The organism is Serratia sp. Z4 (assembly GCF_009900725.1).
Taxonomy (GTDB): Bacteria; Pseudomonadota; Gammaproteobacteria; order Enterobacterales; family Enterobacteriaceae; genus Serratia; species Serratia nematodiphila.
Window position 1 is genome coordinate 786,322 of sequence record NZ_JAAABD010000001.1, and the last position, 20,925, is coordinate 807,246.

Sequence of the window (20,925 nt, forward strand, 5' to 3'; positions counted from 1 at the left end):
GGTTTCAGGCGGTGAATACGGGAAATGGGGGCAGTGCGGGAGGGCCGGCGCGCAGCGGCGCCGGCCGGACGTGATTAGCCGAGCAGGCTGAACACGATAGCAGAGATGGCGATCAGACCCATCACAACCACAAACACGTTGCTGATGTGGCCGCTGTACTTGCGCATGGCAGGCACTTTACGGATGGCGTACATCGGCATCAGGAACAGCAGCATGGCGATGATTGGGCCACCCAGGGTTTCGATCATGCCCAGGATGCTCGGGTTCAGGGTGGCGACGATCCAGGTGGTCACCAGCATGAAGATAGCGGTCATGCGGTTCAGCTTGGCGGTGCTGACGGTTTTGCCGCGGCTCTTCATCGACTTGGCGACCAGGCCGTTGAAGCCTTCACGGGCGCCCAGGTAGTGGCCCAGGAACGATTTGGTGATGGCGACGAAGGCGATAACCGGCGCGATGTACTCGATCATCGGGTTGTTAAAGTGGTTAGCCAGGTAAGACAGAATCGAGATGTTCTGCGCCTTGGCTTCCGCCAGGTTTTCGGGCGTCAGGCTCAGCACGCAGCTGAACACGAAGAACATCACGGTCAGCACCATCATGATGTGTGCGTAAGCCAGAATGCGGGAGCATTTCTTCTCGGCGTCTGCGCCGTACTCTTCGCGTTTGGCGACGGCGAAGGCGGAGATGATCGGCGAGTGGTTGAAGGAGAACACCATCACCGGGATCGCCAGCCACAGGGTCATGATCAGGCCGTGACCCATGCCGGTACCGCTGCCGGACAGCGACACGTTTTCGAAGATGGCGCCGGTCCAGTTAGGGATCAGATACACCGCCAGCAGCATCAGCACTGCGACGAACGGGAAGACCAGGATGCTCATGGTTTTCACGATGGCCTGCTCACCGAAGCGCACGATGGTCATCAGGCCGACGATCAGGATCAGCGACAGAATGGCGCGCGGCGGCGATGTCATGCCCAACTGGTGGGTGATGAAGCTGTCGACGGTGTTGGTGATCGCCACGCTGTAAACCAACAGAATCGGGTAGATGGCGAAGAAGTACAGCAGGGTAATCAGTTTACCGGCGGTGATACCGAAGTGCTCTTCCACCACGGCGGTGATGTCTTCACCGGGATTTTTGCCGGACAGAACGAAACGGCACAGACCGCGGTGGGCAAAGAAGGTCATCGGGAAAGCGATGATGGCCATGATGATCAGAGGAATCAAACCGCCGATGCCGGCGTTGATGGGCAAGAACAGGACGCCTGCGCCGATGGCGGTGCCGTACAGGCCCAACATCCACATGGTATCCGTTTTACGCCAGGTACTGCTGGAGCCCGAGGCCGCAGAGGCAATTGTGCCGGTCTGTGTAGTGTCCATAAATATCTCCGAAGTGAACACGAATTTAAAATTAAAAGGCAAAACTTAAGGTTAAACCGTCAAACGTCCTATTCAGGCAACGCTTGCGGTAAGAATCAGGTGTTGCTTGCGGGGATGTTTTGGCGTCCCCCTGGTTGTTTATTGCGTTCATTACCAAGGCACAGCGCCGGGTAATTCACTAAAGACTTTTCACCGTCGCGGGCGATAAAAGTCGTTACCGCTGCCGACAGGTCTTTGCCTGTCGATTTTTGTTGGCGGCAAGATAACGATTTACAGTAGAAACAACCGTGATCCTGCTCTCAAATGCGCAATATGTGCAGTTATCAGCTTTTTTATCGATTTTTCGCGCATTTGTTGCACATTTGTGTAAGATTTTGTGCTGAGAACGCTCTCATGAAATTTTCTGCGATTATGCGGCTTGTACAATAATTAGCCGGATAAAGCGCTGTGCTCAGCAGCAAGCCGAGCAATATATTTTATGCGTGGTTTTGGATCTAGCGAAAAACCCGGATTAAGCAGTTTTAGTGATGTAGATCACATTATGTTTTTAAGGTAAATAACGTTTATCTTTTTGTTTTTATTTTTTTTTTTTTGAAAAACACCGCTAGTAACGAAGGGAAATTACTTACGTGGTTAGCGGATAAAAATGCGTAACCATTCATCATATAAATAACAGATACCTAACAGGTATTGGCGAGATTTGCTGCAATCGCGTAAACCGTCGTTTATTTAAACTTCCTGGCCTTTGGCTCGATTTATCATATAAAAGCCATAAATAGCCGTTAATTCACCCAACCGACCGCGTGGTTAGCCTGCGAAAAAATAATCACGCGGGTGAGCTGTTGCATTTTATTAACCTGATGTTGCGTGCGGATAAGCGAAAAACGCGAATTGATTGCGCATTATTTGTTCATTTTTCGGCGGGGAAAGAGGGATATCGAAGCGGTGCGCCGTCGGTTATGACGGCGCTGAAGGCGGACTAATAGCGGATAGCGATGGCGTTATCGTTGAAGAACGCCATGAAGTCGGCGTCCGGCTGGCGATCGGTGATCACCCGATCGAACTGCGTCAGCGGGCCGATGCAGGCCGGTTTGGTTTTGCCGAACTTGCTGTGATCTGCCACCAGGATCTTTTGCTGCGCCATCGCCATGGCGCGATGCTTCATCTCCAGCTCGTCGAAGTTGAAGCAGGTGGCGCCGTGCTGCAGGCTGAGGCCGGCGGCGGAGATAAAGGCGATGTTCGGGCAGATGTGATCGAGCTCGTTGCGGCCGCCGACGCTGGAAAAGATGTAGTTGTTCGGCTTGAACTCGCCGCCGCACAGCACCACCTTGCAGTTCGGTTTGTCCTGCAGCGCCAGGAAGGTGTTCAGCGAATGACACACGGCGGTGAAAGCCAGCTCGTCGGTGATGGCGTCGATGATCGCCGGCGTGGTGGTGCCGCAGTCGAAAAACACCGTGTCGTTTTCATTGATCAGCGGCGCCGCCAGCAGGCCGATGCGCCGTTTCTCCGTGACCTGTTTGGCTTTTTGATCGGAAACGAAGTAGTTGGTCACGCCGTTGCTGCGCGGATCGGTCACCACGTAGCCGCCGAGCAACACCACGGCCGCCGGTTCGGCGCTCAGATCGCGGCGAATGGTCATCTCCGAGACCCCCAGCAGCACGGCGGCTTCTTTCAGGTGGATCTTGTCAGCGCGTTTTAACGCCTGAACTAACCGGTTGATACGTTCTTCGCGCCGCGTTTCCATAGATCCGTCTTCCCACAGGTAGTAGAGATAAAAGGCGAGCCGGCATTTCCGGCGCTAAACAGAACGATGCGGGGCAATATCGGGCCGCATCAACCGCCCGTATTGTCCCGCATCGGAGTGTATTGGCTATGCCCCTCAGGGCATAGCGACGATCAGTAGCTGCCCGCTGCCGCCTGAGCGCCGGAGACGATGGCGACGCCGGAGCTGGTGCCGATACGCGTGGCGCCGGCGTTGATCATCTTCTCGGCGGTGGCGCGATCGCGCACGGCGCCGGAAGCTTTCACGCCCATTTCGCTGCCCACGGTCTCGCGCATCAGTTTGACGTGCTCTTCCCGAGCGCCGCCGGTGCTGAAGCCGGTGGAGGTTTTCACGAAGGCGACATCGAGTTCGCGACACATTTCACAAACCTGGACGATCTGCGCATCGCTGAGCAGGCAGGTTTCCAATATTACCTTCAACGGGATCGCCGCGCAAACCTCGCGCACGGCGGCGATGTCGGCTTTCACTTCGTCCAGCAGGCCGCTCTTCAGCCAGCCGACGTTGATCACCATGTCGATCTCTTGCGCGCCGGCGGCGATCGCCGCTTTGGCTTCAAAGGCTTTGGCGACGGTCAGGCCGGCGCCCAGCGGGAAACCGATCACCGAGCAGACTTTCACCGTGCTTTCCTGCAGCAGCTGGGCCGCCAGCGGCACGTAGCCGGAGTTGACGCATACCGCATAGAAGTTGTGCTGCTGCGCTTCTTCGCACAGTTTGGCGATCTGCATTTCGGTGGCGTCCATGGCCAGCAGGGTGTGGTCAACATAGCTGGCGTAATCGATGTTTTCGGTGGTCATCGCGGTTCCTTAGTGAAGTTGAGAAAAGAGCATGGATAGATAATGTGAAAATAATAACATTGCAATGTCGATAAACCTAGCGGGATTTGAAAAATGTCGACGAGATCATAGTTACTTCACTGTTATATGTATAACTTAGAGGAGGGTTTTTTGTTATTTAAATAACATTTTCAGTGGCCGCTCGCGGCCTGCGCGGGCGAAACGTCGAGGGAAAAAGATGAAGATCAACATCGACCTGGCTCCTGAAGCTTTCGGGACGTATCGGCAGGAACTGTTCCGCAACGCGGATTTCGCGGTGAGCGCGCATCGCTGCGCAGAACGCGGGCCGATGCTGACGCTGGCAAACTGCCGTGGCGCGCTGACGGTTTTGCCGTATCAGGGCCTCGCGATCTGGGACGCCGAGTTTGACGGACATTCGCTGAAATCGGGCCGCCGCAGCGTGCGGGGCGCCGGAAGAAAGCGCGCTGACGACGCCGCGTTCTGTCCCGCCTGGCCGAGCCACGACGGCGCGCCGCTCCAGATGCAACGCGTGTGGCTGCAGCTGGCGGGCGATGAGCTGACGTTGCACGGTGAAGGCGAGCGGTTGGGCGGGCGTTGGCGCATCGGCCCGGCGCTGCGTCTGGCGGCCCAGAGCGCGCAGTTCGCCATAGAGATGAAGGTTACCAACCTGGCCGATCGGCCGCAGCCGCTGCGCTATGTGTGCCGCCTCAACTACGATTGCATTCCCGACGCGGTGTTCCGCCAGAACCTGCCGACGCCGGCGCTGTTGGGAGAGGCGCTTGGGCAGGAACTGCTGTGCTCCGACGATCTGACGCGCTACGTGGATCAGGCCGAGTTCTTTATGCTGGCGCCGCAAGGCCGCCGCTATGTGACGCGTTTTGCCACCGGGCAATTCAACTATGGCCTGCGGCGCATCGCTGTCCAGGGCAACAGGCGGCTGCTTGCTTTTATCCAGCCGGCAAACTGCCGGCCGAACGCGCCGGAAGGGGAGGCGGGAGTGATGCTGGGAGCGGGAAAAACGCGGGCATTTTGCGTGACCACCGGCGTGGTGTGAAAGCAGGGGCGGTAACGCCCCTGTCATGTTATGCGGTTATTCTTTCACCCAGCCGCGGCGAATGGCGAAGGCAAACAGAAAGCGATACAGGCGCGACAGCCTGTCGGCGAGGACATCGCCGAACAGATTCCATACCAGCTGAGCGAACAGGCAGCCGACCAGGCCGAGCAGGAAACCGCCGACCATATCCAACGGCCAGTGCACGCCGAGGTAAACGCGTGACCAGGCGATGCCGACGGCGACAATCATCAGCAGCGCGCCGGACCAGACCCGGTGCCAGAACAGGAACGCCAGCGCAAAGGTAAAGATGGCGGTGCCGTGATCGCTGGGGAACGAACTGTCCGGCACGTGCGCCAGGAAGGTATAACCCACGCCGGCGACGAACGGGCGCTCATGCGGCAGCAGCGCGCCGATAGCGGAGGCGGCAAGCATGGCGAACAGCAGCGCGATCGTGGTTTTCGCCACCACTTCGCGCTGCGAAACCAGCTGGCTGCGCGGCCCCCACAGCCACAGGCCGACGATCAGCAGCGGCACGATAATGATAAGATCGCGCGCCAGAAAGGTGGCGAAATCGATCATCCATTCGGGAGATGCCGGGGTCGCATTGATCCAGGCGAAAAGAACATGGTTTAACTGCTCCATAACCGTTACCTCGTCTTGCGGCGCCAATAGCCGCTAACTATCCAATAAATTGCCAACTGGCTTAACCAAACCCACCAACCTGCCCACAGGTTATGGGTAAGAAAATGTGCGCCGCGCATGATCTGACCAAAGCCCATCAACATGCCGAGCGCAATACCGCCACACCAGCAGCACCAAGCCAGGCGCGGGCGCTGCGGATAAAACAGGAAAAACAACGCCATGACCGCGAAACCGCTCGAGGCGTGCCCGCCGGGGAAACAGCGACCGGGGCCCGGCAGCGCCGGTACCGCGCCGAACAACGGGAAGGACATCGCCTTGCCACCGTACTCGATCAGATCCCACGGACAGGAGTGCGCGCTGGTGGCCTTGAGAATGCCCACCACCAGCGGGCCGATGCCGAGAAGCAGCATGCTGACAATCAGGCGCGCGCTGCGGCGATAGATGCCCCAAAACAGCGTCAGCACCGCGCCCACGATCACTATCTGCTTCAACAGACGGTGATTGATCAGATCCAGCCAGTAATTGTTTTGCCACGGGAAATGACCGCTGGCGGCATCGTACCAATAGTTGCTGATCGCCCAGTCCAGCTGTTCGTTGCGGGAGAGCCACAGGAACACCAAACCGCTGATCAGCAGGCCAAAAACTTGCCAACGGTAAAAGGATGTCGGCAGGGAGTAAAGGGCGGTTGTCTTAATTTGCTGTGCCGTTGAGGATTGATTTAATGACGATTCTGGATTCACGCGCAGGCTCGGTGACAGTATTGAATAGCGCCACTGTAATAATTCTGTCTTAAGAAAACCTTAGTCCGCCGGTAAGAAAACCCTATCTGATACACCCGGTTGTGCGCAGATCATCACCTGTTTATCTCGTCTTAATCGGCGGTTTTTTCTGGGGTATTGCTCCGGCTAACGGGGAATGACAGGCGATTGTCACTATTTATCGCCTATTGTAAAGAAGATTAAACCTGTGGCGAGCTTGGCGGTAGTGTATTAGTTTATAGACGGATTATTTGACAAAAAGTGTAGGGATAAACATGAACAAGGCATCCGTTGTATTTTCCGGCCTGCTGATGGCCGTTTCCGCCAGCGCCATGGCGGCCACCTCTGGCGACGATGCGGATATCAGCAAACAGCCGCTGGAAAAGGTCGCGCCTTACCCGAAAGCCGAGAAGGGCATGAACCGCCAGGTGATCTACCTGCCGAAGCAAGAGCACGAAGAGAACTACAAGGTAGAGCTGCTGATTGGCAAGACGCTGGAAGTGGACTGCAACCGTCATATGATTGGCGGCACCCTGGAGACCAAAACCCTGTCCGGCTGGGGCTACGACTACCTGGTGCTGGAGAAGCTGTCCGAACCGGCCTCGACCATGATGGCCTGCCCGGATAACACCAAGACCAAGAAATTCATCGCCGCCAACCTGGGCGACGCCGCGATGCAGCGTTACAACAGCCGCCTGCCGATCGTGGTGTATGCGCCGAAAGACGCGGAAGTGAAATACCGCATCTGGAAAGCCGAAGATACCGTAAGCCAGGCTGAATCAAAGTAATCCGCGATTAGCGCTGTGAATACATGATCTTGTACAAAACCGTTTGAAGAGCATTTTGCGATGATATGCGGCTCTTCAGGCGGTTTTTTATTTTCAGGCAGGAAAGCCGGGTGCTTAGCCAAATTTTTTCAACCTACAGAGGGAAAATGGAAAGTGACTCAAGCTAACAAGGTTAACATCCTTGGTTTAAGGGCATTTTTTTAATTCTCACTCGCAATATCCTCATTTTTTATCTCCCTTCATCCCTGATTATATTATTGTGAGTTGCAATTATTTTGGTAATAACAAACCGTCTCGGTTACATAAATAAAAATATTCTTATTAATCATTTTATTGTTGTTTTATTGATTTTATTTAATGGCGAAGGAATGGAAATTAATTATTGTGCTGCTAGATTCATCAATGTAATTAGCTCCACGGCAATTACATTGTTCGCTAATTAATATCTAAAAAAACTTACGAGGATATTCCAATGGCTGATTGTAAATGCAATGAACAAGATCCGCATGCTCAAAATGAACATGTTGCTGATTTTACTGCGGTTGGATTTTCGCAAAAAACACCGGCGCCGGTACCTGTAGACCTTAAGCAGCAGGGCGTGTTGGCGCTTAAACTTTCGGTTTGCGTTGGGGCCAGTTATAACCCTGCAAACAACCAAATTTGTTTTACCATTCCTATCTACGGTGACTTTTGCGTTTCTTCGCCGATTCCAATTCCCATTGGTGGGCAGCTTAAAGTGTGCGCAGAGACCTGTGGTTCCTTTATTCCTACGGGATTGAAGGCCACTATTTATCTGAACGGTTCCGTTCTGTTCTCTGTCGTTCTTTTTGGCGCTTGTTAATGTAAAAAGAAAAGCAAGGCACCGTAGGTGTCTTGCTTTTTTTGATATTAAGATATTGATAAGGCCGTTGTTGAGTTCAGCCCCACTTGCTAATTAATACAGTTACTCCGCTCTCACTCCTTCTGAAATCAAACCTTGGGAAATGCATTGTTTGATAGCCGACCGCCCGACACTAAACGTTAAGAGAAACGATGTTTCAGGAAGGAGCGGACGCGGCGCTGTACGTCGTCAGTTGAGGTGTTGCTGCCATCTGATGGTGGTCCCGCGGGCGGTGGAGTGCGGGCAACAAAAAACCCGATTTCCTCACTACAATAATAAAATCAATAAGTTAATTGTTTTGTAAGGAGTTTCTATACCGGTTAACGGTGAGGAAATGCGGGCATTGCCAACCTATGCCGCCACTTTGTCGCCACTTGGCATCGTCGCCAGCGGATTGAATTGCAGGGCGGTTTCGAGGTGTTCTGGCGCAAGGTGAGCATAGCGCATCGTCATCTTAATATCATGATGGCCGAGGATGCGTTGTAACACCAGAATGTTGCCGCCCGACATCATAAAGTGCGCCGCAAAAGTATGGCGTAGCACATGAGTTAGCTGGCCTTTGGGCAATTGAATGCTGGTGTTTTCGAGTGCGGTCATGAATCGGAAATAGCATTCGCTGAAAAGTCTGTCCTCACCCCGTGCTACCAACTTTTTATACAGTGTTTTGCTGATCGGCACGCTGCGGTTCTTTTTGCCTTTTGTGCGGATGAAAGTGATCTTATGCGGTGTTATCTGTGACCGGGTGAGATTTTCCGCTTCTCGCCAGCGAGCGCCGGTGCTGAGACATACCTCTACCACAAGAGGCAAATCAGTATCGCCTTTGCTGCAGGCTGCTAATAGCTCCGTGATTTGTGCGTGGGTAAGCCACGCCATTTCCTTTTCTGCGACAGTAAACTTACGCATGTTCTCTAGCGGATTGGGCTGGTTCCATTCGCCTAGCCGCGCTAGCTCGCTGAACATGCCGCTTAGGTAACTTTGTTCAAGATTAACGGTGACTGGTTCTGCACCGTTCTTCCACTTCTCGGAAAAGTAGATTTCACCTGACAAACGTTTATCGCGGTAATGTGCGAAGTCTTTAGCGGTGAAGGTGGTAGCAGGGGGATCGCCCAGAGCTTCGATGACAAGGCACAGTTTTTTGTAGGTACGTTCACCAGCGGTGAGGGATTGTCCGTGTAGGTTGTACCATAGCTTAGCGACCTCACTCAGTTTACGGCGATCAATCGTCTCGCCCAACCACGGTTTGTTATCTACTTGTTCCATAGTGAAGCGTTCAAACGCCAAGGCTTCTCCCTTGGTTGCGAACTGCTTACGTACCCTGCGGCCTTCACGGCCTGCAGGGTAGCATTCACATAACCACTTACCGGATGATTGTTTCCGAACTGCCATTGTAACCCCTCTTAAAAGTAGGGTATATTTAACTGTTTAAAATCACAGTGGTCAATGTTTGTTGTAAAAACAACTTATAAAAATCATTCAAAAGATGTTGCAAGCTCTATAAAACTTAAATATCCATCGATTGAATAAATTTCCATATTGCTGTCCAACTCTAATAAGACTCCGTAATGCATTATTAGCTTGTCCATGTCGGATAATACATCTCCGAAAGTGAAATGCGAATTTTGCCCTGACTCTTTAACCGCCTGTCTATATAGAGGGAGTGAAGTGATAAATGATGTGAAACGTTTCATATAATCTTTAACATACACACTTATATTCGAAATCTTTAAGCCATTATGCCTGGTTGCATGAGTTCCTGAACGATAATAATCTTTTCCGATATTGCCTGCGCTGCAATCTAAAGTGAGATTAAGCTGTGCCATAGGAAGGCTTTTAATGCTTGTGCTTTCATATATCAACTTGTCCACAGTAGTGTTTCCAACGCTCTTTCCTAATATTTTTTGCAAAAGATCGTTATCTTTTTCATACATAATCATTAGAGCTATAAGGGCCAAGTAATCTATTTTTTTCTTGAAGCTGTTGCTCTGAATGAGATCAATGAATCTTTCAGTGTTTCTTATCGAGTCTCTAAGGTTTAAGCGGAATGCATTAAATATCTCTGAGATGTTTTTGGTTAATTGTTCAATGCTTGATGGCTTTGGGATTATGTTTTTTGTTAGATCTTTGAAATCATCCTTTAATACTTCTTCAAACCTATGTTTAATTACTTCATGTATGTCTGGTGCTTTCAATGAGAATCTTCTATGGAAAAAACGACCTAAATAGTCGTTGGCTCCAAAATCGCTACCATAAACATTTTTTATTGAATGCTGAAGTTGATTTGTGTCTGTTGCAATTACAAAAACAAATTTATCAATGTTAAATATGTGCTTCACTATTTCTAGAAGAGATATAGCATAACTAGGCCTGCATCTATCTAACTCATCTATAAATATAAATATTGGTGATGAATATCCTTTTTGGAAGCTCAAATCCCCCCAGAAGGTAAGTTCTTTCTTTAGTTTTACAATTGCTTCAGATTTCTCTTTATGTTCAGAAAGCATTAACTCAGCGGCTGTCTTAGAAATATCTGAAATGCTATCTATACCACCATATTCTTTCACTAAACCCGATAAGATGGCAGGGATAACTCCCTTAGTAAATCTGCCAATTGAGCTAAGTGACCTTATTAGTCTGACATCCAGTACACCAGAATATTTCTCTATTTGATTTATTATTGATGAGAATAGTGTAAGGAATGCATCATCTGAAAAATCCTGTTTCCATGCATCAATATATATGCATGGATGTGATTCTTTAATTGAACTGTACATTCTTTTGATAAAGAATGTTTTTCCAGCACCCCACTCTGCATTCAAGTTTATTACGGTGTTGTTCTCTCTTCCTTTTTCTCGAAGATAAAAATAGAGATATTCAGCATATTTTCTCCTCTCTAATTTGTCTGCGCAAAGGCTTTCTTCTTCGCCGTCAATAACTATTTTTATATCTTTTGACCAGTCCCAATCCATATCAAAATTCGTGTTCTTCATCTCATCTCGCTCTGATTTGTCTTGATTGTATTCCATCGATACTAGTGACTTTTGTTGTGAGATTAAATTGGTGTACAAACAGAGAGTATTCTTGCAATTGCATGTATCTCATCAAACTTACACTCAAATGAGTGCTTTTGGTCGGAGATTTTTAATCTATTCCCGGGAATTAGAACTATGTCTCTGATGCTTATGTTTCCATCAATGTCAATAAGCCAAGTGCCATCATAAATGTCTTCATAAGTTTGAGATGCAATATATTGAATTTTACCATCGATTATAACTAATGGTTTTTTTACGCCTACGGGAAGAAAATTCTTATCCAGCAATAGAGTCTCACTGTCAAGAAGCTGGCGACCTAGCAGTTTTTTGGTCGGTACAGCAAGCGCCGATGGTGCTGTAATGACGTTTGGCTCATACATCTCACCTTGGCCATAAGTTAACCACCGCAAGGATGCCCCTGTGTCCAAAGCACATTTCAGTACATACTCGGCAGGGAAAGAGTCTCGTACTTGACGGTTAGATAATGCGCTAGCTGTCACACCTAACGCATCGCATAAGGCAAGTTTTGTCTTGACCCCGTAGGCCTCAACCATCCTTTCGATAGCTGCTTTAGCACCCTGATTAAATTCCATACACCACCAAAACAAAGTAAATCCCATTGACTAATCCGAATCGGAGTATTAAATTTACCTCGAATCGGAGATTTTGGCGTTGAACGCCATTAACCACCACTTAACGCGACCCGCCACAGGTCATCGGAGGATCTTGCACTATGCGTAAAAACATTTCAATCACGGTTCCAACACCGCACGTAACCATAGAAAAATACTGTGAACTCACTGGGTTATCTAAAAATACTGTTGATGACATGCTCGCTGACGGGCGTTTGTCATCATACCGCCACCGCTTAGGTACTGGTGCAAAACGAGAGAAAGTACTCATCAACATGGTGAAATTGACGCTCAGTGCTCTCTCGGAATGTGAATTTACAGTCATTGTTTGAGATGTTGCCAGACGCAAAAGGGGAGAGAAATGTTTGATTTTGAAGTTTCAAAACATCCACATTTTGAGATGGCGTGTCGCCAGTTTGCTGTTCGGCAAAACCTTGTGCGCGTTGCTAAACAGATTGAAATGAAGCCGCAGATGCTCCGCAACAAGCTGAACCCAGAACAACCGCATCAGCTGAGTTGCACCGAACTGTTGGCAATCACTGATGCAACAGAAGATTCCAGCTTAGTAGATGCCTTGCTGGCACAGTTGAACTGTTTACCTTCAGTGCCAGTTAATGAGGCATGTGCTGGCAACATATCTACATACGCGTTGAAAGCGACAGCGGCAGTAGGTTCAGTTGCGGCGGCGGCGGTAGAAGGCGATCACAAAACGGCATCTCGTAAATCCGCTCTACTCGATAGCGTTAACACGGCGATCCGTCATTTATCGCTAATCGGCCTGACCGTTCAAAATCGTATTCAATCCAATCCGGCTCTGGCCACAACCGTAGATGTTATCGGTGGCTTGGGGGCTGTGGCGGGATTGGCTTGACAATGAAAGGAGAGTTTATGCGGGAAGCTAGAAAGAATCGTATTGAGGCGGCACTTAAACAGCAAATTACAACTGCAAAACAGCGTACTCGACTCTTAAGAGTGATGCAAAAATCTCTAGGCAAAGAAGTTAAAAAAATGGGGTTGAAAGGAGTTCCAATGGAGGAAGTTAAACAGGTGTTCGACGCTTTTATTTGTCTTGGTGAAATAAAAGAGTGAGGCCATTTCAGGCCTCGAGGGTTGCATTCAGAAAAATTCGATAATGGTTTTATGGGTTACGGGTATTTTTTCATTAAGCTTGACACCAAGTGCTATATGCAATTCTTTCAGCTCTTCAGCGTGAGGGCTGTTTTGAATTGGTTTCTCAATGTTGTCGAGAATTCTATTTAATCCGGAAAGTAAAGATTTAACATCATCGATATCACTATCTAACATGCAATAACTCCGTTGTTGGTTGGTTGTTTTTGGCGATTCGATCCTACCACAGCAACCATGTACCGGGCATGGCTAAAACTCGGTTTTCATTCTCAACTGCCTACATTGTGGACTGTTGAGAATGGATTAATTAGGAGGGAAAATATATGCCTATCTCTATAGCCCCGCTATTGAAGCAACAAAGCCCATCTCGGCATTTTGAACACGGTTTTATTGAACTGCCGGGCGGCAAGCGCTGGCGCCCACGTCACGATCAGGCGGCCTTACTGCGTGGCCTGTCAACGGCTAAGCCTGTTTCACCGCTGCGCCGTTTGTTTTGCCGTTAATTGGGGCTGTCATGTTGTTGGCTACTGAAACACAAAAAGCGATCGGTATTAAGCGCATTTCACAGATTAAGAGTGAGCTGTTCCCGCATAAGCGGAATCAGGCGCAAGAGGCTTTTGATAAGTCGCCGGAACATATCCGCAGAACTGTTTGTTTTCATTCCGGGCTGAAAGAGCGGCATATAAAAATGAAGTTTGCAGAAATGAGTTACTCAGAGCGTAAAAAAATTGTGTGGGCGCTGAATGACCTGATTGATTTATCAAAAACCTTACCTAGATTTATCAGTGATGATGACTGCGAATTAAACGTTAATTAACCGCATTGCGTAATTCTGGCGTTAACCCGCCGGGCATCGCTTTGTCTGAAATAAGGAGTTTACAATGAAAGAATCTTCGCTTCTTACTCCAACTTTAACCAGCTCGGCAAATAACGCCTTTCAGCGTGGTGTTGTCGCTGGTACTTGCCGCGCGGTTTCTGCCTTAACAAATGAGTTTCAAGATTTGTTAGATAGCGCGCGTATTGATGAACGTAAAAACCAATCTCAGGTAGCTGCTGCGCGTTTGGTTCGGCTGGCGGCCCACATCACCCAAGAGGGGTTAACAGCGGTCGAGGCTGTGGAGCTGTTGCGCCAAGAGGCTGAAGCCATCGAGCATCAAGCGCAGGAGTTGCACTAATGGCCGACTTGATGGACTACGAACAGGAGCGGCAAGCGCTGGTACTAAACGCGCAGATCGCCAACGCCCGCAAATCCTCTGCGCTGCCTTCTGCTTTCGTTTGCGAAGAATGTGATGCTCCGATTCCTGCCGCGCGTCGCGCTGCCGTTCCCGGCGTTGATACATGCGTAAGCTGTCAGCAAATCCGCGAGACGCAAAGTCACCTTTACGCGGGGAAGGTATGACGGAGTTCTCTATTTTGTTCGGCCTGCTGGCGTTGCTGGCAGGTCATTTTATTGTGGCTGATTTGAGTGATTCAGAATATGCACGCAGACCAGAAAACCAAAATTACGATTAAGGAAACAACATGGAAATTAAAATCGGCAATGAGTTTGTAATCACCAGCGATAACCTGCAATTCATTCTTAATACGGTGAAGGTAGGGAAAACAGGAAAAAGCGAAGGTCAAGAGCGCTACGAAGTTATCGGCTACTACCCAACGATTAACCAGCTTGTGAACGGCCTTATTCATCACTGCGTCCGTAATTCCAGTGTTAATAGTATTGCATCATTGGGCGCGGAAATAGGCCGCATCGGCAACCTGTGCCAAGAAGCTTTTGCGGTGTGTGAGGCTGTAAATGGACAATAAGCTGATCGAGCCGGTGGCGTATATGACCGCTGAAGGCGTTGCAATAACCCCTCTTGATTTTGAATCAGGGTCTTGGGGGATGCATAAAGCAGCCAAGAGTGACGATATATGGTGCCCGCTTTACCTACAAGAGTACGTATACGCTCTGCTTGCAAAGCTGGAGGCTAAATCACAGCGCATTACCGGGCTTGAGCGTCACGTAAAAGACATCGAGGCGACTCTGATAGCGGCAACAGACGAGATCGCAGACCTCACAATAGAGCGTGATGAGGCGCGCGCCAAGCTAACTACGCCGGTGCGGTTGCCGTTGCCGTATTCGCCTGATCCGTGGATGTCACCAGACCCAGACGGAACGTGGCTGGATAAAGAAGACGTGAAAAAATCCATTCGCGCCGCTGGCTTCGTTGTTGGCCTGTGCTCTGCTTGCAATGAGCGTTACTGCGGCAACTGCGCCCACGCCAACGGCGCGAAAGTGCAATGAGCCAAGCGGCTACCGCATACGCTTACCCATGGAACGAACCGCGCCCGGCAGTTGCCGGGCCGGTAAGACCGCTTACCCGTGAGGAACTCGCTCAGGGGCAAGCTGTTTTAACCAATATTCGCCGTCTGCCGCGCTTCCTCAGCGCAATGTTCCTGACGCGTTACACCAACTTGCTCAAGACCAAAGGGCTGCACGACGCCAACAAATGGCTGGTATTCCAGTTCGATCGCCGCATCTGGCCGCGCCTGCAAACGGTGAGCGCCAAAAATGCGATGAACCTCGCCGCTTCAATGCGGTTTTCTGCAGAAGTTGATAATTACGCAGCTTTGCCCGGTATGGATGACAAAGAGTTACGCCGTCTTGCCGATCGCGTGGCCGGTCAGCTTCTGCAGAATTACGCAGATTACTGCGATGAGTTTGTGGCGGAGAACGGCGGCGACAATGCCGGGCTTTTCGAAGATGCCACCCAATCAGAATTTTATGGCCGCATTGCAGGTATGGCGCGCGCCTTCAACATCACACCGATGCACTGGCGCAAATACCGCAAGGGCAAACTTGATGCCCGGTCAGCGATTGCCAGCCTGTCACGGTTGGTTGATTCCGAGTGGTGGGAACGCCAGTTTAAGTCCCAGCGCACGCGCTGGCGCGAGGCGTTGCTGATCGCCCTAGGTAATGTGAATCGCGGGGCGTCGTCGTATGCCAGTAAGCAGGCTATTCGGGATGTGAAAGCGCGCCGCCAGTCCAATTTTGATTATCTGAACAGCCGCGAGCTTGAGAACGTCGAAACCGGCGAACGCTTCAGCCTCATCGACAAGGTGATGGCAAGCATCTCTAACCCAGAAATCCGCCGTATGGAGTTAATGGCGATGATCGCCGGTGTTGAGCAGGCCGCCGCTATCCGTGGCGATAAAGGGATGTTTATCACCATCACCACCCCATCCAAATATCACCCGACGCGCGCCGTCGGCAAGAACATCCCGAAGGTGCATTTTAATCACAAATGGGATGAAGAGGCATACACGCCAAAAGACGGCCAGCGCTATCTCGTCAGCCTGTTTAGCAAGATCCGCACGGCGTTTAAAGATGCGGGCCTGCAGGTCTATGGCGTGCGCGTGGTCGAGCCGCACCATGATGCGACTCCGCACTGGCATATGATGCTGTTCACATCCAAAGAACAACGCCAGCAGGTGATCGACATCATGCGCCGTTATGTCATGGCCGAAGACGGCGACGAGCGCGGCGCCGCCAAAAACCGTTTTGACTGCAAGCACCTGAACAAAGGCGGTGCGGCGGGCTATATCGCCAAATACATTGCAAAAAACATCGACGGTTACGCACTGGATGGCGAGCGCGATCATGAAACCGGCGAGCTGTTGACTGATACGGCCGCCGCCGTCACCGCGTGGGCGTCAACGTGGCGAATCCCTCAATTCCACTTTATCGGCCTGCCGTCGCGCGGCGCATGGCGTGAGTGCCGCAAGATCCGCTCTGTCAGTCTGGCCGATGAGTTTGACGAAACCGTTGAGGCTGTGCGCGCTGCTGCTGATGCAGGTGATTTTGCCGCTTACATTCTGGCGCAGGGGGGCCCTAACGTTGCCCGCGACGATCAGACTGTGCGTGTGGCCCGCCGGGTTGCCGACGAGCGCAACGCCTATGATGAAGAGGTGCAGAAAATCGCGGGGATTTTTGCCCCGCATATCGGCGCCGATCGTGTTTATGAAACCCGTACCACGCAATGGCGCATCGTCGCTAAAGCCGTTGCCGTTGAGCCTTTGACTTTGAAAAGCGCCTCCGGCGCGCCTCGGAGTCCTGTCAATAACTGTGGGTTGGTCGGCAGCGGTGGCGCCGAAAATATGCAGGATGGCGAGCCTGTAGAGACCGTGGCGGTGATGGAACACCATCCGGACACCCCAATTGACTGGGATGACATGACCGTTGCACGGTCTGTTATGATGCGTTTACGGGCAAATGTCCCGCAGATAAACAGGCAGCAAAGAGGAAGTGACCCATATAAGCGTATAGAGCCTGCTGCATCGGCCAGATTGACAACCGCCGAGCGCGATCGCGTAACCAGAATTTACTCAGAGCTGGCACTACATGGCATCGAGCCGACGCGCTGGGAACTTGAGGCACTGGCGCGCGGCGCTAAAGTCAAATTTGGTGATATTTCAATGCACTACCCAGCGGTTAGCGATTGGGCTGGCTTCCAATAATTTCTTGCGCAATTAAATCTGATAGGCATATACTGTATATGCATACAGTAATTAAGCATCGGAGGGAAAGGGTGCAAGCAGTGGATGAAGTGGTTGTTTTAGAAAGAATTGAACTCATCGCCCGTCTGGGGGTTTGTTATGAGAGCCAAGCGAAAGACAGAGACATTGCATTGATATGGATCTCGGAACTGGCCGGGGAGATGATAACCAACATTACTCCTGATAGTACTTCAATGATTAAAAACTAGCTGCTATTTCGTAATTTATAGGCGACTTAATATTTTTGCATTCATTAATGGCATCTATGTTTGCGCTGCAAAGAGCGGTTTTAAGCTTATGTTGAATGCTATGGGTGATTTTTTCATTTTATTATCAATTGGTTAAGTGGTGTGTTCTGTTTCTTAAGTTAAGTATTTGACATTAAGTTATCTCCACCTTAGTGTTATGATTGCCATGGTTTTTTATATTGAGCGTTACATTTTTTATTACATAAGGATAGAGGATTGAAATGATAACATATGATGTAAGTGAAGTATTTGGATTGACGAGGGACTTGCCTCTTAATTATATCGAGCGTAATGATGTTGACGTGAAACTTAAGACCGAGTTGAGTGCAAAAAAGCATATAGTTATCTACGGAAGTTCCAAACAGGGAAAAACATGTGTGCGAAAGCATTGTTTAGACCCTAAGCAGTATATTCTAGTTCAATGTTCAAACAAATCTGACATTTCAGAGTTGAATAGTAGTATTTTGAAGCGAGCTGGATTTGAAATAACGCAATCGACAAAGAAAGGCATGACCGGTAAGAATAAAATCCTAGCATCTATTAAAGGTGGCTTATTTGGGACTTTTAGCGCTTCTGCAGGAGGGGAAACGGAGGATACTACATCTACAGAAAAAACGACAACTCCACTAGAAATTGATGTAGATGATGTGAACGATGTTATAGCCGCTCTGAAATCAATAAATTTTGATAAAATTATCGTGCTTGAAGACTTTCACTATATGCCATTTGAAACACAGAAAGACTTCTCGATAGCATTAAAAGCATTTCATGAAACATCGAGCATAACATTTATTATTGTTGGTGTTTGGCTCGAAGACAATAGGTTGATAGTTTATAATGGAGATCTCACTGGACGAGTTATATCTGTAAATGCAGATAAGTGGTCAGATGGTGATTTGGTGAAAGCTATAGATGAGGGTGCTCGATTATTAGGGATATCCTTCAGCCAAGGGTTCAAAAATGACTTGGTTAAATATTGTCTTAAGAGCATATATCTTGTTCAGGAGGCATGTAGAAGAGCTTGTGTACTAGAAGGGGTTTCTAATGGGCAATCGTCATCAGTAGAGGTTGGTAATAGATGTAGTGCTCAAGATTTGGTTGCTGAGATTGTTGGGGAACAATCCGCTAGATATAGCTCATTCCTCGTTAATTTTTCTGAAGGATTCCAAGATACTGAACTTGAAATGCATAAGTGGTTGCTATATCCAGTTTTAAACTCCTCAATTGAGGAGTTAGAAGCAGGGTTAAAATATAGAGATATTAAAGTTGCTTTGCAGACTGTGCATCCACGACAAGATAAACTGAACTTGGGTAACGTGACACAGTCGCTACAATCTTCCGCATCTTTGCAAATAAAGAAAAGCATCATGCCAATAATTTTGGACTATGATCAAACGAATAAAAAGCTGAATGTTGTTGATAAAGGCTTTTTGATTTGGTTACAACATCAAGATATTGAAGAGTTAAAAGGCGATTTAGGTTTACCTAAATAATCACTCAGAATGTATCCACTGCTTTCTGCAAATAAGGTGTAACGACCCTAGGCTAGCACCTTGTATGCATGCACTGAATGCATGAATTTGCATGATGATCCGGTGTTCTTTTTACCCCCGCAGCGCCAGCACTGGCGCGGATCGCGCCGGATCATGCAACTGCATTAAAAGCGACATATAAAGCGCGCAGGCGAGGCGGGGATAGCATTGCGCGCAAGCCGTGTTGAACCCCTCCAAAAAGAGCCGCCAGCGTCCCGTCACGGCGATTTATCGCAATACTTGTATGAGAATAGGGTTTGATGTCGTGGCGCCATGATGGCGCTCTCAGGCGCTTACAGCGCACTGCATAACATCGCCAATCAGTGACACCAAAAAATGACACTATAATGCTCTTGCAATGGTGTCATAAAGTGATACTATAAATCCCATGAACAAACGACACCAAAAAACGCTGTCAGATGTGTTTGCCCGGCCTGTCAACGGTTCTATAAAGTGGTCTGATATTGAGGCGCTTTTTACCGCATTAGGGGCGGAGATTCACGAAAGGGAAGGTTCTAGGATCGCGGTGCTGTTGAAAGGTGAAAAAGAGTCTTTCACCGGCCACATCCCAGACCTACCACTGACAAGGGGGCGGTTAACTCCATTCGGATCTGGTTGGATAGCTTAGGAATAAAACCATGATGAATAACACACTGAAAATTGACGGCCATACGGCCGTCATCAACTTCGACCCTGAAATTGAAATGTTCCGGGGCGAGTTTGTCGGGCTGAATGGCGGCGCCGACTTCTACGCCTACAGCGTGGACGAGCTGAAGAAAGAAGGCGCGATTTCTCTCGCGGTCTTTCTCGATGAGTGCCAAAAAGACGGCATCGAGCCTTATAAGTCGTACAGCGGAAAAGTAACCACCCGCCTGTCGCCGGAGCGCCATCAGGCGTTAGCCATTACTGCGCAGGCTACAGGGCAATCGATTAATGAGCTGCTGAATGAAGGTGTTGATTTAGTCATTGAGAAACACTCATAATTATAAAGCAGAGCAAGGCTCTGCTTTATTCTATTAACACTAATAGGTTGATTATAATATGTCTCAGTTGGTTCACGATTGTCCCCGCTGTGGTGCCGAGCATATTACCTTTAACGTTAAAGGTGAGTTGCTCATAGGATTTCGTTTTGGTTGGCAAGAAAATTTTGAAGTTTATTGTGAGTGTTTACACTGTCATACAGGCACAATTTTTCATGTGGCCAAGACAGAGTCTAGCTTTAATGGTGATGAATTTTACCCTGAAAGAATTCATGGGGTTATTAATGACTTTTACAGGGTTATGGGGCATATTACATCTAAAGATTTTGACGCTGATGAACCGCCTGAGCATCTTCCGGAAAACATAGAGAAAGCTTACGTTGAAGGAGCGAAGTGCATGACTATAGGATGTTATAATGCTGCCGCCACAATGTTTAGGCTATGTCTTGATTTCGCGACAAAATCATTAGTCCCTGATAATGATAAGGGAGGGCCAGCGGCTAAGGTTAAAAGAAGTTTGGGTTTAAGGATGGAGTGGTTGTTTGATAATGGAGTATTACCTGATGCATTCCGAGAGTTAGCGGATTGTATTAAGGATGATGGTAATGATGGTGCTCATGAAGGAATATTAGATGAGGCATCAGCAATTGATTTGCAAGAGTTTACAGAAACTCTTTTAGAGCGACTTTATACGGAGCCAGAAAAAATAAAGCTGGCTAAAGCTCGGCGAGCACAAAGACATGCTAAATAATTTAAAGCCGCCAATCT

At 49.2% G+C, this 20,925-nt stretch carries 27 protein-coding genes; 18 read left to right on the plus strand and 9 right to left on the minus strand.

Going from position 1 to position 20,925, the window contains the following annotated elements; translation table 11 throughout:
- Nucleotides 1-74: 74 nt before the first annotated feature.
- From GT753_RS03845 to deoC, 3 genes are all read right to left on the minus strand, one after another.
- Nucleotides 75-1,373 carry an HAAAP family serine/threonine permease gene (locus GT753_RS03845; protein ID WP_004938697.1) on the minus strand — a complete coding sequence of 433 codons (1,299 nt, stop codon included), beginning with the start codon at nucleotides 1,371-1,373 and terminating at the stop codon, nucleotides 75-77.
- 979 nt (nucleotides 1,374-2,352) lie between these two features.
- Entirely contained in the window at nucleotides 2,353-3,117 is a 765-nt protein-coding gene (gene deoR, locus GT753_RS03850) for a DNA-binding transcriptional repressor DeoR (protein ID WP_015377282.1), read from the minus strand.
- Between the two features lie 152 nt (nucleotides 3,118-3,269).
- Complete coding sequence (deoC, locus tag GT753_RS03855; protein ID WP_004938693.1) at nucleotides 3,270-3,950, minus strand: deoxyribose-phosphate aldolase; 681 nt, start codon at nucleotides 3,948-3,950, stop codon at nucleotides 3,270-3,272.
- A 217-nt stretch (nucleotides 3,951-4,167) separates the two neighbouring features.
- Between deoC and GT753_RS03860 the strand changes: the two genes are divergently transcribed.
- Complete coding sequence (locus GT753_RS03860) at nucleotides 4,168-5,004, plus strand: hypothetical protein (RefSeq protein ID WP_015377284.1); 837 nt, start codon at nucleotides 4,168-4,170, stop codon at nucleotides 5,002-5,004.
- Between the two features lie 36 nt (nucleotides 5,005-5,040).
- On the opposite strand, the gene ybjG is transcribed toward GT753_RS03860, so the two are convergent.
- Both ybjG and GT753_RS03870 read right to left on the minus strand, forming a co-directional pair.
- Nucleotides 5,041-5,646 (minus strand): undecaprenyl-diphosphate phosphatase, encoded by a 606-nt coding sequence (ybjG, locus tag GT753_RS03865; RefSeq protein WP_015377285.1) that lies wholly within the window; start codon nucleotides 5,644-5,646, stop codon nucleotides 5,041-5,043.
- Between the two features lie 5 nt (nucleotides 5,647-5,651).
- Nucleotides 5,652-6,386 carry a phosphatase PAP2 family protein gene (locus tag GT753_RS03870; protein ID WP_015377286.1) on the minus strand — a complete coding sequence of 245 codons (735 nt, stop codon included), beginning with the start codon at nucleotides 6,384-6,386 and terminating at the stop codon, nucleotides 5,652-5,654.
- Nucleotides 6,387-6,679: 293 nt separating this feature from the next.
- On the opposite strand from GT753_RS03870, the gene eco reads away from it, so the two are divergent.
- Both eco and GT753_RS03880 read left to right on the plus strand, forming a co-directional pair.
- The gene (gene eco, locus GT753_RS03875; RefSeq protein ID WP_015377287.1) at nucleotides 6,680-7,192 is read left to right on the plus strand and encodes a serine protease inhibitor ecotin; all 513 of its coding nucleotides are present in this window, start codon (nucleotides 6,680-6,682) and stop codon (nucleotides 7,190-7,192) included.
- Between the two features lie 472 nt (nucleotides 7,193-7,664).
- Nucleotides 7,665-8,033, plus strand: a complete 369-nt coding sequence (locus GT753_RS03880; protein ID WP_071796762.1) for a hypothetical protein — start codon at nucleotides 7,665-7,667, stop codon at nucleotides 8,031-8,033.
- 390 nt (nucleotides 8,034-8,423) lie between these two features.
- On the opposite strand, the gene GT753_RS03885 is transcribed toward GT753_RS03880, so the two are convergent.
- The 3 genes from GT753_RS03885 to GT753_RS03895 form a co-directional block, all read right to left on the minus strand.
- Nucleotides 8,424-9,458, minus strand: coding sequence for a tyrosine-type recombinase/integrase (locus tag GT753_RS03885; RefSeq protein WP_160125276.1), 1,035 nt, complete (start codon nucleotides 9,456-9,458; stop codon nucleotides 8,424-8,426).
- 83 nt (nucleotides 9,459-9,541) lie between these two features.
- On the minus strand, nucleotides 9,542-11,059 hold the full coding sequence (locus GT753_RS03890) for a P-loop NTPase fold protein (protein WP_160125277.1): 1,518 nt from the start codon (nucleotides 11,057-11,059) through the stop codon (nucleotides 9,542-9,544).
- A gap of 62 nt (nucleotides 11,060-11,121) precedes the next feature.
- On the minus strand, nucleotides 11,122-11,721 hold the full coding sequence (locus tag GT753_RS03895) for a phage repressor protein CI (RefSeq protein ID WP_080440896.1): 600 nt from the start codon (nucleotides 11,719-11,721) through the stop codon (nucleotides 11,122-11,124).
- Nucleotides 11,722-11,834: 113 nt separating this feature from the next.
- Here GT753_RS03895 and GT753_RS03900 point away from each other — a divergent pair, with 113 nt between their 5' ends.
- From GT753_RS03900 to GT753_RS03910, 3 genes are read left to right on the plus strand one after another with little or no spacing between them, the layout of a single operon-like run.
- A complete protein-coding gene (locus tag GT753_RS03900) occupies nucleotides 11,835-12,065 on the plus strand; it encodes a regulator (protein ID WP_072269685.1) in 231 nt (76 codons plus the stop codon).
- 29 nt (nucleotides 12,066-12,094) lie between these two features.
- Nucleotides 12,095-12,604, plus strand: a complete 510-nt coding sequence (locus tag GT753_RS03905; RefSeq protein ID WP_160125278.1) for a phage regulatory CII family protein — start codon at nucleotides 12,095-12,097, stop codon at nucleotides 12,602-12,604.
- Between the two features lie 17 nt (nucleotides 12,605-12,621).
- Nucleotides 12,622-12,822 carry a hypothetical protein gene (locus GT753_RS03910; protein WP_060436870.1) on the plus strand — a complete coding sequence of 67 codons (201 nt, stop codon included), beginning with the start codon at nucleotides 12,622-12,624 and terminating at the stop codon, nucleotides 12,820-12,822.
- A 27-nt stretch (nucleotides 12,823-12,849) separates the two neighbouring features.
- Here the strand turns inward: GT753_RS03910 and GT753_RS03915 are convergent, their stop codons facing one another.
- Nucleotides 12,850-13,038 (minus strand): hypothetical protein, encoded by a 189-nt coding sequence (locus tag GT753_RS03915; RefSeq protein WP_037432527.1) that lies wholly within the window; start codon nucleotides 13,036-13,038, stop codon nucleotides 12,850-12,852.
- Between the two features lie 146 nt (nucleotides 13,039-13,184).
- Between GT753_RS03915 and GT753_RS03920 the strand changes: the two genes are divergently transcribed.
- The 12 genes from GT753_RS03920 (at nucleotide 13,185) to GT753_RS03970 (ending at nucleotide 20,908) form a co-directional block, all read left to right on the plus strand.
- Complete coding sequence (locus tag GT753_RS03920) at nucleotides 13,185-13,364, plus strand: phage filamentation protein Fil family protein (protein ID WP_160125279.1); 180 nt, start codon at nucleotides 13,185-13,187, stop codon at nucleotides 13,362-13,364.
- An 11-nt stretch (nucleotides 13,365-13,375) separates the two neighbouring features.
- Nucleotides 13,376-13,678, plus strand: a complete 303-nt coding sequence (locus GT753_RS03925) for a hypothetical protein (protein ID WP_160125280.1) — start codon at nucleotides 13,376-13,378, stop codon at nucleotides 13,676-13,678.
- A gap of 64 nt (nucleotides 13,679-13,742) precedes the next feature.
- Nucleotides 13,743-14,036 carry a DUF2732 family protein gene (locus GT753_RS03930; RefSeq protein ID WP_035430625.1) on the plus strand — a complete coding sequence of 98 codons (294 nt, stop codon included), beginning with the start codon at nucleotides 13,743-13,745 and terminating at the stop codon, nucleotides 14,034-14,036.
- Nucleotides 14,037-14,047: 11 nt separating this feature from the next.
- The gene (locus GT753_RS03935; protein WP_371732145.1) at nucleotides 14,048-14,260 is read left to right on the plus strand and encodes a TraR/DksA C4-type zinc finger protein; all 213 of its coding nucleotides are present in this window, start codon (nucleotides 14,048-14,050) and stop codon (nucleotides 14,258-14,260) included.
- Nucleotides 14,200-14,373 carry a hypothetical protein gene (locus tag GT753_RS25750; protein WP_216842810.1) on the plus strand — a complete coding sequence of 58 codons (174 nt, stop codon included), beginning with the start codon at nucleotides 14,200-14,202 and terminating at the stop codon, nucleotides 14,371-14,373. Before GT753_RS03935 ends, GT753_RS25750 begins: the two co-directional genes overlap by 61 nt.
- Nucleotides 14,374-14,382: 9 nt before the next feature.
- Nucleotides 14,383-14,664: a DUF5405 family protein gene (locus tag GT753_RS03940; protein WP_160125282.1), complete on the plus strand. Its 282-nt coding sequence runs from the start codon at nucleotides 14,383-14,385 to the stop codon at nucleotides 14,662-14,664.
- Nucleotides 14,654-15,145, plus strand: coding sequence for a hypothetical protein (locus GT753_RS03945; protein WP_160125283.1), 492 nt, complete (start codon nucleotides 14,654-14,656; stop codon nucleotides 15,143-15,145). The genes GT753_RS03940 and GT753_RS03945 overlap by 11 nt, the downstream gene beginning before the upstream one ends.
- The gene (locus GT753_RS03950) at nucleotides 15,142-17,358 is read left to right on the plus strand and encodes a replication endonuclease (protein WP_160125284.1); all 2,217 of its coding nucleotides are present in this window, start codon (nucleotides 15,142-15,144) and stop codon (nucleotides 17,356-17,358) included. Before GT753_RS03945 ends, GT753_RS03950 begins: the two co-directional genes overlap by 4 nt.
- Before the next feature lie 80 nt (nucleotides 17,359-17,438).
- Nucleotides 17,439-17,606, plus strand: coding sequence for a hypothetical protein (locus tag GT753_RS03955; protein ID WP_371732133.1), 168 nt, complete (start codon nucleotides 17,439-17,441; stop codon nucleotides 17,604-17,606).
- A gap of 341 nt (nucleotides 17,607-17,947) precedes the next feature.
- The gene (locus tag GT753_RS03960; RefSeq protein WP_254071031.1) at nucleotides 17,948-19,138 is read left to right on the plus strand and encodes a hypothetical protein; all 1,191 of its coding nucleotides are present in this window, start codon (nucleotides 17,948-17,950) and stop codon (nucleotides 19,136-19,138) included.
- A gap of 677 nt (nucleotides 19,139-19,815) precedes the next feature.
- A complete protein-coding gene (locus tag GT753_RS03965) occupies nucleotides 19,816-20,160 on the plus strand; it encodes a type II toxin-antitoxin system HicB family antitoxin (protein WP_232093716.1) in 345 nt (114 codons plus the stop codon).
- A 58-nt stretch (nucleotides 20,161-20,218) separates the two neighbouring features.
- Nucleotides 20,219-20,908, plus strand: coding sequence for a DUF4145 domain-containing protein (locus GT753_RS03970; protein ID WP_160125287.1), 690 nt, complete (start codon nucleotides 20,219-20,221; stop codon nucleotides 20,906-20,908).
- The last annotated feature ends 17 nt before the right edge of the window (nucleotides 20,909-20,925 follow it).

Excerpts from the sequence above, each read along its gene's own strand:
- GT753_RS03845 (WP_004938697.1), bottom strand. The coding sequence starts at position 1,373 with ATGGACACTACACAGACCGGCACAATTGCCTCTGCGGCCTCGGGCTCC.
- GT753_RS03885 (WP_160125276.1), bottom strand. The coding sequence starts at position 9,458 with ATGGCAGTTCGGAAACAATCATCCGGTAAGTGGTTATGTGAATGCTAC.
- GT753_RS03930 (WP_035430625.1), top strand. The coding sequence starts at position 13,743 with ATGAAAGAATCTTCGCTTCTTACTCCAACTTTAACCAGCTCGGCAAAT.
- GT753_RS03935 (WP_371732145.1), top strand. The coding sequence starts at position 14,048 with ATGGACTACGAACAGGAGCGGCAAGCGCTGGTACTAAACGCGCAGATC.
- GT753_RS03950 (WP_160125284.1), top strand. The coding sequence starts at position 15,142 with ATGAGCCAAGCGGCTACCGCATACGCTTACCCATGGAACGAACCGCGC.
- GT753_RS03890 (WP_160125277.1), bottom strand. The coding sequence starts at position 11,059 with ATGAAGAACACGAATTTTGATATGGATTGGGACTGGTCAAAAGATATA.
- GT753_RS25750 (WP_216842810.1), top strand. The coding sequence starts at position 14,200 with ATGCGTAAGCTGTCAGCAAATCCGCGAGACGCAAAGTCACCTTTACGC.
- GT753_RS03860 (WP_015377284.1), top strand. The coding sequence starts at position 4,168 with ATGAAGATCAACATCGACCTGGCTCCTGAAGCTTTCGGGACGTATCGG.
- GT753_RS03880 (WP_071796762.1), top strand. The coding sequence starts at position 7,665 with ATGGCTGATTGTAAATGCAATGAACAAGATCCGCATGCTCAAAATGAA.
- GT753_RS03965 (WP_232093716.1), top strand. The coding sequence starts at position 19,816 with ATGATGAATAACACACTGAAAATTGACGGCCATACGGCCGTCATCAAC.
- ybjG (WP_015377285.1), bottom strand. The coding sequence starts at position 5,646 with ATGGAGCAGTTAAACCATGTTCTTTTCGCCTGGATCAATGCGACCCCG.
- deoR (WP_015377282.1), bottom strand. The coding sequence starts at position 3,117 with ATGGAAACGCGGCGCGAAGAACGTATCAACCGGTTAGTTCAGGCGTTA.
- GT753_RS03970 (WP_160125287.1), top strand. The coding sequence starts at position 20,219 with ATGTCTCAGTTGGTTCACGATTGTCCCCGCTGTGGTGCCGAGCATATT.
- GT753_RS03920 (WP_160125279.1), top strand. The coding sequence starts at position 13,185 with ATGCCTATCTCTATAGCCCCGCTATTGAAGCAACAAAGCCCATCTCGG.
- GT753_RS03925 (WP_160125280.1), top strand. The coding sequence starts at position 13,376 with ATGTTGTTGGCTACTGAAACACAAAAAGCGATCGGTATTAAGCGCATT.
- GT753_RS03940 (WP_160125282.1), top strand. The coding sequence starts at position 14,383 with ATGGAAATTAAAATCGGCAATGAGTTTGTAATCACCAGCGATAACCTG.
- GT753_RS03895 (WP_080440896.1), bottom strand. The coding sequence starts at position 11,721 with ATGGGATTTACTTTGTTTTGGTGGTGTATGGAATTTAATCAGGGTGCT.
- GT753_RS03945 (WP_160125283.1), top strand. The coding sequence starts at position 14,654 with ATGGACAATAAGCTGATCGAGCCGGTGGCGTATATGACCGCTGAAGGC.
- GT753_RS03905 (WP_160125278.1), top strand. The coding sequence starts at position 12,095 with ATGTTTGATTTTGAAGTTTCAAAACATCCACATTTTGAGATGGCGTGT.
- GT753_RS03915 (WP_037432527.1), bottom strand. The coding sequence starts at position 13,038 with ATGTTAGATAGTGATATCGATGATGTTAAATCTTTACTTTCCGGATTA.
- GT753_RS03910 (WP_060436870.1), top strand. The coding sequence starts at position 12,622 with ATGCGGGAAGCTAGAAAGAATCGTATTGAGGCGGCACTTAAACAGCAA.
- eco (WP_015377287.1), top strand. The coding sequence starts at position 6,680 with ATGAACAAGGCATCCGTTGTATTTTCCGGCCTGCTGATGGCCGTTTCC.
- deoC (WP_004938693.1), bottom strand. The coding sequence starts at position 3,950 with ATGACCACCGAAAACATCGATTACGCCAGCTATGTTGACCACACCCTG.
- GT753_RS03900 (WP_072269685.1), top strand. The coding sequence starts at position 11,835 with ATGCGTAAAAACATTTCAATCACGGTTCCAACACCGCACGTAACCATA.